Genomic DNA, 15471 nt, shown 5'->3' on the forward strand with positions numbered 1-15471 from the left:
CGACTAGTCGAGGAGTGATGACGACTGACGAACCTGACGACAGCGAACTCCGTGAGGAACTCGCCCTCTTCGGTCTCTCCGATACGGAGATAGATACCTATCTCGCCCTCCTCTCTCAGGGTGAAGCCCCCACGAGCGCCGTCGCCGACGAGGCTGGCGTCACCCAGCGTGCAGTCTACAACATCGCCGAACGTCTCGAGGAGCGCGGACTCGTCCGCGTCAAGGACCACGCATCGCCGACGGTGATTCGAGCGTGCCCGCCCGCTGAGGCCATTGGGACCCTTTCGTCGCGTCTCGAATCTATCACGCCGTCCCTCGAGAAGCGCTTCGAGGAGCCGACGTCGCAGGCTCCGGAGATACAGATGGTGAAGTCTCGCGAGACGGGACTCAAACGGCTCAGAGAAGGGATTGCCCGCGCGGAGACGGAACTCTTGCTCGCTATCCCAGAAGGCGTCTATTCGGAGATCGCCGACGAACTGCGGGACGCTCGCGACCGTGGCGTGCATGTACTCCTTTTGCTCGGCGGCATCGAGAGCGGCGCCCTCGACGTCGAGCGTGTCGCACCTGTCGCCGACGCTGTCCGCTGCTGGAAGGCGTCTCTCCCGTTCGCCTACGTCGCCGACAACGACGAATTGGCGATGATCGGCGATTCCGACTTGCTCTCGGGGCCGAACACCGAGGGGGCTGCAGTGGTCGTCTCAGAGCCACACCTCACCGGCGCCGTGGCCGGCCTCTACCTCAGCGCCTACTGGTCGGCGTCGACGGAAGTCCATGTCGCCGAACCCGAGCCGTTGCCCGCGACCTTCGACTGGTTCCGCAGGGCCGTGTTCCACGCGTATCTCCACTACCAGGCCGGGGCGGAACTGTGGGCCGAGATACGGACGACCGACGGCGAGGAGATAACCGGCAGAGTCACAGAGGTCAGGCAGGCACTCGTCGAACCGTCCACAAACAACCACACGCTGGAGGTGAGTATCTATCTGGAGACGATCGACGGGACCATGAGCTTCGGCGGTCCCGGTGCGTTTATCGAGGACCACAGAGCGAACTCGGTCACGCTCCGAACGAACCCGTGACCGGCTGGCCGTCGTCGGGCTTACGATGGCCGGTGGCTCGTTCGCACTCGGACTGGAAGCCGTTCTCGGCGCGTTCCTCGCGGGCGTTCTCGTGCGAAATCGGCTCGACGGGGGACCGAACGAGTGTTTCAGACGGTGACACTCGGACTGTTCACGCTGGATACGCTACTGGTCGGAGGCGTCACACTCGCCGTTGCTGTGCTGGGAAAGGCACTTGGCGTGGTACTCGGAGCGACAGTTACGGACGTCTCCCGAGCAGAAACGGTCTGCCTCGCCATCGGCCTCAACGCCCGCGGTGCGATGGAGTTCGTCGTGGCGGCCCTTGGCTTGGTAATCGGAATCTTCACGCCGACCATCTATGCCGTCATTGTGCTCGTCGCCATCGTCACATCCGTTATGACGCCGCCACTGCTCCGGCGTGCGCTCGCGCACCTTCCGGACGACGTACCATCATAGGATCTACTGTAATAGGGATTAGAAGGAGTCTTCATACGTTCCAACGTGACGGGATGCTGACTCGCTGAGGTGTTAGGGGAGGTAGAAGAAGCTATCAAAGCCGAGATGAAGGCCATCGAGAAAGCGGACGGTTTCCACGAGACCGTTGACGGACCAGACGACGAAACGAGATACATCCTTCACGAAGACAGACTTCCGTCCGACCGATACCACGAACTCGCACGGACGATTACGGAAGCAGTACTGGACGTGAGCCCCCGGGAAGTAGCCACAGTTGGAGTCCAAGGGATCGGCGACTTTCTCCGAGATCGGGATGAAGAAGCCGTCAAGACGCTCCTGGAAAGCGGAGTCTCGTACGTCGAAAGCGAGCACAATGATGGAACGATCGAGGGCCAATGCGTTGCGACCCCGGATGTAGTCGAAGCCGTGCTATCGCTGCATATACCCGGCCTGATACAAGCTTACTTCATAGATAACGAAGGTGAGGCGATTGCAGCACGCTTCGACGACACCATACAGTATTATTGGTTGCCCGAAGCCGCATATCGACAACTTGGCAAACGGTTGAAGTCCGATCTGTTCTCGGCAGTCATAACCCATGAAGAGTTGGAACAAATAATAGAAAGAGAACGCCCTGATAGGTAGATCACCTATATCTAACGAATGCCTTGTCGAGGTTGTGAGTGACAGCTAATAACGAGTTCACGGAACTGCTTCCACCAGTGTCGTGAGCGGAGAACGCGCGTACTTCAGTTACCAATGGTCCGTTCATCAAACACCGAGAATTTTCGTCGCCGCATAAGGCGTGGAACGCTCGGCTGGACGCCACCCTCTACGGTCAACGTAGCCAGAACGAGACAGTTAACTCTCGCATTATGTTAATTTTCAGATTGCTGTGAATGGATGTGCCAAATGCCAGCCATGAGAACAGCGACGGTACCCCAGAGGACAGGCGTGCCTAGCGTATAGAAGGTTCGAAGGCTAGCAGCCAGCGTTTCAGTACCCACCGGTAAATTGAACATGCGAACCAGCATAATCGCATCATGTAATTTCAAGGTAAATTGCATGAAAATCACACCGCCAGTAAAAATCCTACTGGGCCATCCTGAGAGAAGATATAATAGCGGAATCAGTGGATAAAAAACGAGAACGAAATACATAGTATACGATGGGATGACTAGCAAAATTCCGCACAACGTCGAGAGGAGCGCAATCAACCGTTGAACAACACCTTCACTCTGTAGATATGCGTAGGCCACTACTGGTGCGACTATAATCAGTGAGAACACTGTCAAAGTCGTTCCGCTTGCATCGGTGAAAATCATCGAAAGCGGTCGTTGAAGTGTAACGTATAGACTTGACGGTGAAAGGCCACCTGAAACAGCGTTCGCAGTACCTCGTGGGAGAAGTTCCTCAACGAAATATCTCTGTGTGCGATTTATACCGAAGAGTACGATACCAGCCACAAGCGCCCCGATACCGGTGAGTATAGCAACTAAAATTGTATACCACTTACGCCGCCAGACTAGCCAAATGCCAATAGCAGCGGGGAACACCTTTGGAAGCGCTGCTAATCCAAGAAAAACTCCAGCACGTTGTTCTCGTCCGTATTCCATCCATATTAGTCCGATTCCCATCGCCAAAGCAATGTGGTGGTTGATGTTACCATTTACTAATGAGGGCGCTCCAATCGGACTGATTACGATGAACACACAGATCAAGGTGTAATCATATTTCGACAATTGTGCCCCGTATGATTCGGTTGCCTTCGCTATCGCGAGTCCAAGGAAGACGCTGACAAGAATTGTCCCAGCAACATGGATAGCAAAACCAATACCAGGAGAAACCAGAAGATACGGGGAGAATACGGTCAATAATATAATTGGGTATCGATATGTGAGATTTGAGACGCCGACAGGAGAACGACCATAGACCACCTTACCGGAGTGTAGGTCCGCAGCGGCGGCACGATATATCTCAAAATCGATTCCAAATCGACTAGGAGTGACTGTCAGCTGATAGATGAAATATGCAATACCGAGAGAAATCCCGAGCATGAGTACCAAGCGTGCTCGGGCGTAAGAAGCGGTGGAATCCTTTCTTTGCAAGATGAGTATAATGGATCAGCACCAAGATATATATTTTCTGTTCGGTCGTTCGTAGAAAGTTGTTGGCCGTGGTGAATCGCCAGATATATCTGGGTTTCGCGGTTCGGCGACTGCTTGATATTATGAACCGCACACAGCAGGACGACTTTACGAAATTCACCGTACCGTGATCCCCGGTCTCTTCGGCCGCTCTCGGAAGTACTCGATCCCGATGCGTTGGATACCGTGTTCGATTCGCAGCACGACGGCACCCCTCGACCAGGTGGCCGTCTCACGTTCGTCTACAGCAAGTCCTGCGTCACAGTCGAGAATGGCGAGTCCCTCACGCTACTCCCGATCGACCCTCGAATCCGCGACGAATGCGATCCCACCGTCATCGACAGCGGCGTCTAATCACAGGACAGCTACCAGACGACCGCCCAGGACTCATACCGTCGGCGAGACCTATTCGAAGCGATGGTGTCTGGTTCCGGCCGGCTTGCGGCCAGAAATCCCGAGATGGGCGAATACGTCTTCACGTGATGACAGCCGACAGTATCACGAGGCGGGATCACGCTGGGTCAATAGCCCCTGTGACATGAGTCGGCGGGCGATCACGACGAGACCGTTCCCGAATCCCTCGCCGGAAATCGCCTGTTCGTCTTTCGTCTCCGGCATGATCGAACTCACGAGGATCGTCGAGCGGTCGATCAGTAACAGACAGCCGATTGCAGTCTCGTCTTCGGTGGCGTCCTCGCCGTGTAACCACTCCAAGCCCGAGATGAACGTCTTGGCATCAGGGACGGCGATTTGAATTCGCTCTTGCAGCGGTTCCGTTACCGCACCGACGAACAACTCGACGCCGTTCCCTACCTCGTTGAGAGTGGCGACGAGGTCCTCGGTCAGCAGCGCCTCGTCGTCTTCATCGATGATTTCGACTGTGTCGAGGGCGTCGTGAAGTCGCTCAACGCGGGCCTCGTACTGGTCGCGTAAGTCTCGGTCGCTTCTTCGAGAGAAACCGCGCGGAATCGCTGTGGACTCGAATGGTGACTTTCGACCAAGCCCTGTGCTTCCAGCACCCGGATCGCGTCGTCCACTCGTGTCCGGGGAACTTCGGTCATCTCGCTGAGTTTCTTTGCTGTTCCTGTCTCTAACTGTGATAAGCCCACGAAACACCGCGCCTCGTACTCCGCGAATTTGCGCAGTCGTCGACCGAAGCTACAGCTCGCAGGACGTAGTTCTCGCTGGACACGATTTCCACCCCCTGAGACCGTTCTCTGACACGCTCGTTCCGGAAAGGAGGGGGGGTTTCGTAGAGCTAATGCCAACCACAATGTCTTTTGTAGCGAGGCCAACCTCCCGAATTCGGGCGATCCGTCTGCGAACTTCGGCCGTCGGCTTTCATCGAAGACCAGCCACCGAGACTCAGCCACGACGACGAACAAGTAGAGAGTGGTCCTGCGCACTGCATTCGACAGACGACGCGGGCCTCATCGCGTCGGGACAGGTGCGGCGTACAACCGAGACTCGCGGACTTCCAGTCACGTCAGGACGCGGTTCGCGGAAGAGCAGGGTTGTAGGCACCCGATTACGCGTATCGGTCAGTTTGACACGTCGCGGAAGGCCGCCTCAACAACCTTGCTCAGCGTCGGGTGGGCGTGAATCGTTCCGGCGACGTCGTCGACGGTGACTCCCGTCCGCATGGCGAGGACGGCCTCGTGCAATAGCGTCGAGGCCTCGTACCCGATGGCGTGGGCACCCAGGATCTCGCCGTCAGGGGTGGCGAGAACCTTCACGAAGCCGTGGTCGAGCTTCTTCGCGCGGCCCATCGCCGAGTCCACGTAGTCGGCCCGCCCGACGACGTACTCAGTGTCCTCGTCTGTGAGTTCCTCCTCGGTCGCCCCGACACCGGCCATTTGTGGTTCGGTGAAGATCGTGTGGGGCATCGCTGAGAGGTCGATGGCTCGCGACTCCTCGTGGACGACGTTCGCGACCGTGTGGCGGGTCTCGTAGTCCCCGGAGTGCTTGAACAGGGCGTTGCCCGCGATGTCGCCCTGCGCCCAGACGTTCTCGGCGGTGGTCTGCAGGTACTCGTTCGTCTCGACGAAGCCTCGATCGTCGACGTCGATGCCCGCAGTCTCGAGGTTGAGCGTGTCGCTATTGGGTCGGCGTCCGAGTGCAACCAGTACCTCGCTCCCCTCGACGGTGGTCTCGTCGCTGGTCTCGGTTTCGGCGTGGACGGCATATCCCTCGCCCGTTTCCTCGACGGCCGTCACCCGGTGACCGGTGTACACGTCGTGGCGGTCGGCCGCGATGTCGGTGAACGCCTCGGCGACGTCGCCGTCCTCCCGGTGGACCAGCGAGTCCATCATCTCGACGATGGTCACGTCCGTGCCCATCGCGTCGAAAAAGGATCCCAGCTCGACAGCGATGTATCCTCCCCCGAGAATAACGAGGCTCTCGGGCGTCGCTCGGAGGTACAAGGCGTCTTGACTCGTGAGGTAGTCCACGTCTTCGAGACCGTCGATCGGTGGAACGATGGGGCGGCTCCCAGCTGCGACGACCACCTTCTCGGCCGTGACGGCCTCGCCGCCGAGACGGACGGTCCGCTCGTCGACGAACTCCGTGCGTTCTTTGAACAGCGTGAGGTTCTCCTTCTCGCGGTAGCGCGCCTCCATGTCCTCCGCGATTCCGCCGAGCAAGTCGTCCATCTCGTCCACGACTGCGGCGTGGTCGACGCCATCGAGTGTGGCGTCGACGTGGAACTGCTCGGCGTCACGAACGTGATTGATCGCGTTGGCGGCTTGGATAAGCATCTTCGAGGGGTTGCATCCTCGATTGAGACACGTCCCACCGAGTGGACCCGGTTCGACGAGTGCCGTCTCTAGTCCGGCGTCGGCTGCCGCCGAAGCCACGTTGTTGCCCGTTCCGCCGCCGATCACGAGGACGTCGAAGTCGGCCATATCTATTTCGACGACACCGACGACAAAGAAGCTCCCCCGGCAGTTCGGTTCGATTGCACGGACTTCCGGCACTGAAACAGCGTCACATGTCCACTTTCGTCGTTGTTGGCGGGGACGCTGCTGGGATGTCTGCAGCTAGTAAAGCGAAGCGCGACGACCCCGATCTCGACGTCGTCGTCTTCGCCATCGTCGGCGTGATCGTGCTCGCGAGCGGATTCCTTCCGTAGGGGCGCATAACTTGTTAATTCGGGGGAAGACCAACTGGCGTTGCTCCTGCGTTACACGCTCGGCGCACCTCTTTACGCGCTGCCAACGTACCCCTGCATGAGTATGTCTACCAATACGTTCGCCCTCTCAGAACCGGAGGTAACCGCCGACGACCTCCTCGTGCTGGATGACCCCCACTTCGGCCCAAACACTGTCGCGGTCGTCACGGGCGCCGCCTCTGGAATCGGTCAAACGACGGCAGTTGCACTGGCGGCTAATGGACTCTCCGTCGTCGGGGCGGACATCGACGAAGACGGTCTTGGAGAAACCGTCGATCTCGCCGACGAACTCGATGCACCTGGCACGATCCATCCCGTTCTGACTGACCTCACCGACGACGAAGACGTCGAGTCCATGATCGATACTGCAGCCGACCACGGAGAGCTGCGGTACGTGGCGAACATCGCCGGGATGCAACACATCGCCTCGATCCCCGAATTCCCGATGGAGAAGTACGACCTCCTCCTGGACATCATGCTTCGGGCCCCGTTCCTGACCGCTAAGCTCTCCATGCCCCACATACGGGACACCGACGACGGGGTCGGCGCGATCGGCAACATGTCTTCGGTCCACGGCCACTACGCGACCCAGGACAAACCCGCGTATATCACTGCCAAGCACGGCCTCAACGGGCTCACGCGGTCGATCGCCGCCGAGGGCGAGGGAACGCTTCGGGGATTCTCGGTCAGCGTCGGGTACGTCCTCACGCCGCTGATGGTGAACCAGATCGAGGACACCGCCGAAGAGCGTGGCATCTCCAAGCAAGCAGTCGTCGAGGATGTGATGCTCGGACAGGCCCGCACGAAGGAGATGATGACGCCTGTCGAGGTGGCGAACCTCTTCGTGTTCGGTTTCTCGGGTCACGGCAAACACCTCAACGGTGGCGACCTGCTGTGGGACGGCGGCTACACCACGACCTATGAGTGAACACGATGAAGCGGTGGACACGGATCGGCAGGACTCTAACTCAGATACCCCGACTCGTATCGCCATCGCTTGCCAGGGCGGCGGCAGCCATACCGCATTCACGGCGGGTGTTCTCCGGACGCTTCTCGACGAGTGGGGCGACGACTACGAACTCGTCGGTATCAGCGGCACGTCCGGTGGGGCGTTCAACGCTCTCGGCACGTGGTACGGGCTCGTCACTGGCGATGCCGAACGGGCCCGTACGATCCTCGACGGGCTCTGGACGGACCTAGCGGCCGACGGAGTTCAGGACCGCTGGATGAACTCCCTGGTGACGGCGCTCTCGCGTATGGAGAGTGCCGGCTTCCCGCTCCCATCGATCAGTCCGTATCAGGTTCTTGGACCAGAGGTCGGGAAACAACGTATCAGAGAGGTGCTCGAACGATACATCGACTTCGACGCGATCCCGGGCCTCTGTGATAGACAGGTGCCGGAACTCGTCGTCGGGACCGTAGATATTAACGCCGGCGTCTTCGAGACGTTCATTAATGAGGAAGTGACCGCCGACGCCATACTCGCGTCGGCGGCCGTTCCAAACCTCTTCGAAGCTGTCGAGATCCACGGGCATCTCCATTGGGACGGACTGTTTTCACAGAATCCACCGGTGAGGGACCTGATGTGGCTCCCGCCCGATCGGAAACCCGAGGAGCTGTGGATCGTACAGATCAATTCCCAGGAGTTCGAGGGTGAACCCGAGACGCTGGACGTCATCGCCGACCGGCGCAACGAACTGTCGGGAAATATCTCTCTCAACCAGGAGCTCGGGTTCATCGAACGGCTCAATGGCTGGGTCGAGGACGGAACGCTTCCTGCCGACAAGTTCCAGCAGACGAGCATCCACCGCATCCAGATGGGCAAGCGGTTCCACTGTTCGACGAAGGTCGACCGCGATCCCGCATTCCTCGACGAACTTCGAACTCTGGGCGATCAACGAGCCCGCGAATTCCTCGAATCACGAGCCGACACATGAGGGTGAGGACACGCCCCCGATCTCGGTACAAATGAAGACGTGTTGCGTACGCCCCTCAGTGGACGCTGAACTTACCGCGAGGAAGGGTCGCGTTCCGGCATCCGTGGCAGGTGGAGTAACGAGATGCATCCGGTAGTTCGATGGCGAGATCGAACCGGTAACGCGAGCCATGCCGAGACGGGTTTCCTGAACGGTCTGCACGCCTTATGCCAGTCGAACGCCTCTAGTTTGGAATGGCACAAGAAGCACAACAGGAAACGCAAGGCTTCGAACGGACCGGAGCTGTACGGGACACTCCGTCGTGGCAACACGGTGTAGAAGCGGGATTGATCGGCGGACTGGTGATGGGTGTGCTGTTTTCGCTGCTGATGCCGCCCGTTATCGAGAACGCGATTCCAGCGCTCGTCGGCCTGTCCGGTGGGGTCGCTGGCTGGGTCGTCCACATGTCGATCAGCGCTGTGTTCGGCGTCGTCTTCGTCGCGGCGTTGACACAACCCCGACTGGCAGCCGTTGCGGAGTCGCCGGGCGGCGTCGTCGGACTCGGTCTCGCGTACGGCGTGCTCCTCTGGGTCGTCGCCGCCGGCGTTGCCATGCCACTGTGGCTGTCAGCCGTCGGCTTTCCCAGTCCGCCGCCGCTTCCGAATCTCGCACTGATGGGTCTGCTCACGCACCTCGTGTTCGGGCTGGTCCTCGGCGCGAGCTACCACTACCTGCGCTGAGTCCTCGTGTCCCGCCACTCCGAAGTGGGGGCGAACACGACGTAATCCAAGAAGCACTCGTATTCAAGATGTTCGAACAGCGGAACCGTCTCGGGTTCCTTCAATATCTGCTCGGTATCGGCCGCGGTCAGGCGAGCCTGTGAACTGAAATTCGGTCCTATACGCGTGGTCCGGGTATGATTTGAGAGACTCAACCGCCAGAGGCCCCATTGTCCTTTTCGTAGTCGAACTCTGTCACTCGCCGCCAAACGCCGCCGATAGCTTCTCACGCATGAACTCCCGGCGTAGCTCGCGTCGCCGTTCCTCGGAGAGATAGTTGCCCCAGACGACGTCGGCCGATGCCGACCCTTGCTCTTCGGCGATCTCCTGTATCTGATGCTCAACGAGCTGTTCGACCGTATCGGAGTAGCGGTCGTACCAGAACCGTCGACCCATCTGGGGGACCGGTCGACTGCCGCCGATCGTCTCGGGGAGGTCGGCCCGCTTGGCGAGGTCGTGGAACCAGTCCAGTATCGTCCCGCGCGTCCGGTGGCCGCTCGCCGACCGGGACGACGGGAACAGGTAGCCGTTCCAGTCCCCGTCGGCGAACTCGGCGATGCGGTCACGAGCGACGTCAGCGCCGTAGATGAGGGCGACCGACCCAGGGCCGTTCTTCCGTTCGGTGAACTCGATGCGTGGGTGGTCGTCGTCGAGGACGAGTTGCGAAGTGTGGAGTGCCGCAACCTCGCTGGATCGGAGCCCCCACGCACAGAGTGCGACGACGAGCAGGCGCTCGCGCGTGTCCTTGGCGGCGTCGGCCAGCGCCCGGACGTGGTCAGCGTCCAGCGGGGGGTTGTCACGGGTAGAGCCTCCGTCGCGAGAGTCTGACCAGTCGTAATGCAGCCCATCAGTAGGGTTGAGAGCGAACTCGTGCCGGTCGACATACATCTCGTAGAACTTTGAAACGGTCTTGTAAATCCGCTCAAGGGAAGTCCGCGAGATTCGCTTATCGAGGGCGTCGAACGTATCCCAGCATTCTTCCACAGCAACCGATTCGTCAACGTCGGAGTTCGCATCGACGGGCGAGAGAATATCGGCACTTCCGTTTACTCCTTCGTACGCACGCACGTAGCGAGCGAGCCGATACCGGTGAGTTTGGACGGACCTCTCCGACCAGGACAGTCGAGATTGCTTTCGGTCCAAGTACCGTTCAAGCGCATCAACGGTCGGCTCGTGGCCGATATCCCAGTCGTACCCACCCTCTTCTAAGCCGAGGTCGTCAGCCCAGAACTCGCCAAACGTACGGTCGTGGTACTCGCGGAGCGCGTAGATGAGGGCACGATACCCGTTGTTCGACAGCCACTCGTGCGAGGGGCGCTCGGTTTCTGGGTCCATGCCGTCGGCCTGCATCGCCGGTGCGATCACGTCCCAGTAGGCGTCTTCGAGGCCGTCGACGCCGAGCAGTGTCCAGGAGGGCGAGTCCTCGTCCGAAATTGAATCTGTACCGCCGGATTTGGGCATGCTCAGTCAAATGGTATGCAGACAAATAGTTCTGTTGACCATGCCGACGTAGGTGAGTCTGTATGCTCAACGGTCAATAATGCCCATCACGCATATGCCTCGATAAACCACATCACGCTATATAGAATCCCTGCATCTGCCGTTCCACAAGTTCGGAGGATAAGTCAGCTTTGGGTCGAATCTCCGTCGACTCGTGGTGCTTCTCTCCGATCAAGCATCGAATTCGAACCCTCACGGGTGTACCTGTCGGGCAAGGGTGAGAAATTGCGCAGGTTCTGGGGCTGTTCAATAGTGTTGTCACTCCCGAACAGCGGACTCAGCGAGGTTCAGCCGGTTAGTCAGGTGGGATCAACGCCGAGGCGACAAGCTCGACACATTCGCCCGCAGTCAGGACGGGTGCGTAGTCCATCTCACCGTCGATGCCCGCTTTCAGCAGGAAATCCGTGAGCCGCCAGATATTGTAGAGCAAGACCGCGAACACGAAGTAGAACAGCCGCACGCGGTAGTCCTTTGAGGATGTCTTCGCGAGGAAATCACCCTTGATCGACTTGTATTCGTTTTCGATCTGCCAGCGGCAACTATAGCGCCGACAGAAAGACTCTGCTGCCTCTGGGCCGACTCGGAGGTTCGTCGCGAAGACGGTCGTCCCCTCGCCGCTCGTCGACGGCACGTACAGGAACTGCATCGAATGACCTCCCGATTCGACGTGAACGGACGCCGATTCTACCGTGACAGTTTGTCCGGCATCCATCGTCTCGATGACCTCGCGCTCAGTGCTGTTGATCCGTGTGGGGAACGAGGGAGTTCACTCCGAGATTCGAGAGCGTCTGGTAGACACGCTTAGAATCGAATTCGCGGTCACACAGCACGGTCTCTACAGGGACGTGTTCTTTCGCTCGCTGGACGAGTCGCCGTACTACACGATGGACCTGATTCGGTGGATTCCTATCCCAGGCTGAGCTCTCCCGAATCGGCTTCACAGCGAGCACGAGCGCGATGTTCTCGCCGACGATCGAGAGTGTCGCAAATTTGAATGCCCGCTCTTCCTCGCCCTGCAGCCCACTGACCATCGACATTCCTTCGACGTCGCCGTAGTACGGGACCGTCGTGATGTCGATAGCCGCAGTCACCGGCCGTCGAAACGACGCCTCCTCCGCAATAGCTGAGAGCAGCCGGTCGCTGGCCTCATCGAAACCCTCAATCAATGCTTCCGGCTCGAATTGCTTGACCGCTCGCAGGTGCGTGTCGCCGTGCGGGCCATACTCCTCGCCACGACGATACTGAAACCGAGCGGCACCCTGGGCGGTGCCACAGCCGACCATCCCCATGAACGTCTGTACCTCGAAGAATTGTTCATCCTCGTAGGATGCGTTCTGGGCTCGACGTGGTACTGCTCCACCTCGTAAAGCTGGCCGCTGAAGTTCGCGGTGTGACCGTGGGTCAGGTGTCCCCCGTCGGAGAGTTGCAACGAGAGAATCTTGTCCCCCGGATCGGGCATCGCGAAGTAGACGCCCATGTTCGCCTGCGTCCCGAGTGGGGCTGGACGTTGACGTGTTCGGCGCCCCAGAGCGATTTCGCACGCTCGATGGCGAGCCGTTCAACCTCGTCGACGTGCTCACAGCCCGCGTAGTACCGCTCGCCAGGGTAGCTTTCGGCGTACTTGTTTGTGAGCACGCTCCCATGAGCAGTCAACACAGCCGGTGTCGCATGGTTTTCGCTGGCGATGAGGGTAAGCGTGTCCTGCTGGCGGGTTACTTCCTCTCCGAGAGCGGCGGCAAGGTCGGGATCTGAGTCGCAGAGCTGGTCAAAACGCGTCATGGTCAATCATCGGCCGCGCTGGCCGTCTTTTGGGAGACGCGTGGTTGGCTCTCGATGAGCACTGACAGGAATGCGCCGCCGAGCAGGAGTGCGGCCCCACTCCAGAACGCAAGTTCGTAACTTCCGGTGGTATCACGGATGAGCCCACCGAGGAACACGCCCGTTGCGGCGAAGATCTGGTGAAGGAGCCACGACGTCCCGAGGATGCCACCCATCGCGTTCGTCCCGAAATGATCCCCGATGATGCCAGTCACCGTCGGGATGACCGGAAACGAGGCGACACCGTACACGACCGCGAACACGTACAGCTGCCAGAGACTCGTCGACAGCGCGAGCCACGCGAGCGAGATGCCCCGAAGCACGTGGAGGCCAGCGAGCATTCGGCGCTTGCCCACCTGCTCGGTGAACTGGCCGGTCACCCACATCGAGACGGCACTCGCACCGGCGGCGATGCCGAGCAGCTGTCCGCCCAGTGCGACGCCGCCGCCGAGGTCGGTCGCGTAGTTGGGGAGGTGGATCGTTACGAGGTACAGCGTAAAGCCACACGAGCAGAAGCTCAGGCTAGCCAGCCAGAAGTTTCGATCACGGAGCGCTCTCTTGAACGGGACGCTCGCGGACGCAACAGCTTGGACCGATCGGTCGTCAGTGGTACCGTCTTCGACGCCGTCAGGATTCTGCCCGATATCGGTGGGGTCGTCCTCGACGACGAGCAGGACCGCCGGCACGACTAGCACGAGCATGAACAGGCCGAGCCCGATGAAGGCTTCTTGGAAGCCGGCGATAGCAATCAAGTAGCCTGCCAGTGGAAGGATTACTAGTTGCCCGATGTTGATGCCCATCGAACTCTTGCCGAGCATCTCCGAGCGATCGCGGACGTACCACTTCGAGACGAGCACCGAGTGTGCCATCGAGCTACAGCCCGCAAAGCCGACCGCCGTGAGCACACCGTAGTACAGGAAGAACTCCCAGACGGTAGTGATCGTGGCCGACAGGAGGAAGGCGACGCCCATCAGCGCCGCGCTGCCGGCGATGACCAGCTTGGGGCCGATCCAATCGATCAGCCGGCCCATCACCGGCTGGAAGATTCCCCAGGTGATCATGTTCACGGAGACGGCCAGGCTCAACAGCGACAGCTCCCAGCCATAGGCACCGGTCAGTGGTTCGAAGAACTGTCCCGCACTCAGATTCAGCCCAAACGCGCCCATCAGCGCGAGGAAGGTCACGCCGACCACGTAGGGGCCGAGGAACGTCGAGTCGTCACGTCTGATTGCTCCGGATTGCATCGTACATCCGACGCGAGGATGAGAGTGGCATTAGAATTTGATTTGGTAGTAACCAAGAATCGCAAAATCTGTCGATATCACTCAGACGGGTATTCGCTTATAGAGCGTGTCTCCCCATAGACTGACCGCCTAGGATTCGCAATCTAAATAAATTGGTTAGTACCAACTAAGCGTGTGCGCGAGTTTGTGTTCACGGTCACCTACGACCGCGGTGCAGATCCAATCGCCGACATCTTCATTGACAATCCCGACGTGATGTCGAAGTCGCTGACCTGTACAGTCACCTCGGATAGCATCTGGCATCTTGACCGGATTACGGGCCCGGAAGACGCGCTCCAGGCACTGGATGGGGTGTTTCTGGATCCGGCCCACTGTAACGAGTGTCTCGACGCTGAACACTGTCAGACCAGTTGGGAGTACGAGGTTCTTTCGCGGGGGACCACCTCGCGGACAGTCTACGCCTACGGGACCGAAGCCGACGACTGTCACTCGATTCCCCATCTCGCAGCAACGCACATCGGCGAGGGGCTGCTTTACGACACGAAGCGGCAGGGCGACCAGTATACGTGGCGGATTCTGATGCCAGACGACGCTGATGTGGGCGAACTTTACGATGGGATTCAGACCGAACTGCGAGACGGTCTGCGTTTGACGCTGGACCACCTGTCCGATCCAACTCACTGGGGGGACGACGTAGTCTCGCTCGCCGACGTGCCGTACGAACAGCGGGAGCTGATCAAGGAGGCGGTTGCCCGAGGGTACTACGAGACGCCCAGAGAGATCACGACCCAAGAGTTGGCTGACGAATTGGGACTCCCCCAATCAACGGTGCAGTACCGCCTTGCTCGCGCCGAAGCATGGCTTGCAACCCGCTTTGCAAAGGAGCTCATCTGAACGGAGAGTCCCACCAGCAGTCAACACAGGTGCGTGGTCCATTTCTCTCTCGACCTCGGCTTTCAACAGAAAGTCGGTGAGCCACCAGATGTTGTACAGCAGCACGGCGAACACGAAGTAGAGCAACCGTACACGGTAATCCTTCGAGGAGGTCTTCGCGAGGAAGTCGTTCTTGATCGACTTGTACTCGTTTTCGATCTGCCAGTGCCGGTTGTAGCGCCGGCAGAACGACTTGGCTTCCTTCGGGCCGACTCGGAGATTCGTGGCGAAGACGGTCGTCGCCTCACCACTCGTCGACAGGACAGACAGGAACTGCATCGAATGACCTCCCGATTCGACGTGAACGGACGCCGATTCAACCGCCACTCCTTGTCCGGCATCCATCGTCTCGATGACCTCGCGCTCAGTGCTGTTGATCCGTGTGGGGAACGAGGGAGTTCACCCCGAGATTCGAGAGCGACTGGTAGACACG

At 59.4% G+C, this 15471-nt stretch carries 11 protein-coding genes and 6 pseudogenes; 9 read left to right on the top strand and 8 right to left on the bottom strand.

The features are described 5' to 3' along the window. Positions 1-17: 17 nt before the first annotated feature. From NDI85_RS18810 to NDI85_RS18825, 4 genes and pseudogenes are all read left to right on the top strand, one after another. Positions 18-1076: a TrmB family transcriptional regulator gene (locus NDI85_RS18810; RefSeq protein ID WP_188996940.1), complete on the top strand. Its 1059-nt coding sequence runs from the start codon at positions 18-20 to the stop codon at positions 1074-1076. A gap of 135 nt (positions 1077-1211) precedes the next feature. Continuing rightward, positions 1212-1532, top strand: a complete 321-nt coding sequence (locus NDI85_RS18815) for a cation:proton antiporter (RefSeq protein WP_220639427.1) — start codon at positions 1212-1214, stop codon at positions 1530-1532. Between the two features lie 69 nt (positions 1533-1601). Then, entirely contained in the window at positions 1602-2177 is a 576-nt protein-coding gene (locus NDI85_RS18820) for a hypothetical protein (protein ID WP_310916631.1), read from the top strand. 119 nt (positions 2178-2296) lie between these two features. Then, positions 2297-2407: pseudogene (locus NDI85_RS18825) on the top strand (IS5/IS1182 family transposase); the annotation flags it as partial. Between the two features lie 3 nt (positions 2408-2410). Here the strand turns inward: NDI85_RS18825 and NDI85_RS18830 are convergent. After that, complete coding sequence (locus NDI85_RS18830) at positions 2411-3640, bottom strand: glycosyltransferase family 87 protein (protein WP_310916632.1); 1230 nt, start codon at positions 3638-3640, stop codon at positions 2411-2413. A 177-nt stretch (positions 3641-3817) separates the two neighbouring features. On the opposite strand from NDI85_RS18830, the pseudogene NDI85_RS22375 reads away from it, so the two are divergent. Beyond that, positions 3818-4033, top strand: a pseudogene (locus tag NDI85_RS22375) (HalOD1 output domain-containing protein); the annotation flags it as partial. Between the two features lie 144 nt (positions 4034-4177). Here the strand turns inward: NDI85_RS22375 and NDI85_RS22380 are convergent. Both NDI85_RS22380 and NDI85_RS18850 read right to left on the bottom strand, forming a co-directional pair. Next, positions 4178-4824: pseudogene (locus NDI85_RS22380) on the bottom strand (TrmB family transcriptional regulator). A gap of 396 nt (positions 4825-5220) precedes the next feature. Continuing rightward, positions 5221-6582, bottom strand: coding sequence for a dihydrolipoyl dehydrogenase (locus NDI85_RS18850; RefSeq protein ID WP_310916634.1), 1362 nt, complete (start codon positions 6580-6582; stop codon positions 5221-5223). A gap of 330 nt (positions 6583-6912) precedes the next feature. On the opposite strand from NDI85_RS18850, the gene NDI85_RS18855 reads away from it, so the two are divergent. The 3 genes from NDI85_RS18855 to NDI85_RS18865 all read left to right on the top strand — a co-directional run bounded on the left by NDI85_RS18855 (position 6913) and on the right by NDI85_RS18865 (position 9504). Further along, on the top strand, positions 6913-7776 hold the full coding sequence (locus NDI85_RS18855; protein ID WP_188996949.1) for an SDR family oxidoreductase: 864 nt from the start codon (positions 6913-6915) through the stop codon (positions 7774-7776). Continuing rightward, positions 7769-8785 carry a patatin-like phospholipase family protein gene (locus NDI85_RS18860; RefSeq protein WP_396275596.1) on the top strand — a complete coding sequence of 339 codons (1017 nt, stop codon included), beginning with the start codon at positions 7769-7771 and terminating at the stop codon, positions 8783-8785. Before NDI85_RS18855 ends, NDI85_RS18860 begins: the two co-directional genes overlap by 8 nt. A 233-nt stretch (positions 8786-9018) precedes the next feature. Beyond that, positions 9019-9504 carry a histidine kinase gene (locus NDI85_RS18865; protein WP_188996954.1) on the top strand — a complete coding sequence of 162 codons (486 nt, stop codon included), beginning with the start codon at positions 9019-9021 and terminating at the stop codon, positions 9502-9504. A gap of 234 nt (positions 9505-9738) precedes the next feature. Here the strand turns inward: NDI85_RS18865 and NDI85_RS18870 are convergent, their stop codons facing one another. The 4 genes and pseudogenes from NDI85_RS18870 to NDI85_RS18890 all read right to left on the bottom strand — a co-directional run bounded on the left by NDI85_RS18870 (position 9739) and on the right by NDI85_RS18890 (position 14105). Then, positions 9739-11004, bottom strand: a complete 1266-nt coding sequence (locus tag NDI85_RS18870) for a site-specific integrase (RefSeq protein WP_188996956.1) — start codon at positions 11002-11004, stop codon at positions 9739-9741. A 334-nt stretch (positions 11005-11338) separates the two neighbouring features. Continuing rightward, positions 11339-12386 (bottom strand): annotated as a pseudogene (locus NDI85_RS22385) (transposase); the annotation flags it as partial. Continuing rightward, a pseudogene (locus NDI85_RS18885) lies at positions 12374-12822 on the bottom strand (serine hydroxymethyltransferase); the annotation flags it as partial. The pseudogenes NDI85_RS18885 and NDI85_RS22385, both read right to left, overlap by 13 nt. Positions 12823-12824: 2 nt before the next feature. After that, positions 12825-14105: an MFS transporter gene (locus NDI85_RS18890; RefSeq protein ID WP_310916637.1), complete on the bottom strand. Its 1281-nt coding sequence runs from the start codon at positions 14103-14105 to the stop codon at positions 12825-12827. 174 nt (positions 14106-14279) lie between these two features. Here NDI85_RS18890 and NDI85_RS18895 point away from each other — a divergent pair, with 174 nt between their 5' ends. Then, positions 14280-14999 carry a helix-turn-helix domain-containing protein gene (locus NDI85_RS18895; protein ID WP_310916638.1) on the top strand — a complete coding sequence of 240 codons (720 nt, stop codon included), beginning with the start codon at positions 14280-14282 and terminating at the stop codon, positions 14997-14999. Here the strand turns inward: NDI85_RS18895 and NDI85_RS18900 are convergent. Beyond that, a pseudogene (locus NDI85_RS18900) lies at positions 14928-15468 on the bottom strand (hypothetical protein); the annotation flags it as partial. The gene NDI85_RS18895 and the pseudogene NDI85_RS18900 sit on opposite strands and share 72 nt — an antisense overlap. Positions 15469-15471 lie beyond the last annotated feature (3 nt).

The organism is Haloarcula sp. S1AR25-4 (assembly GCF_031624555.1).
GTDB classification, from domain to species: Archaea; Halobacteriota; Halobacteria; order Halobacteriales; family Haloarculaceae; genus Haloarcula; species Haloarcula pellucida.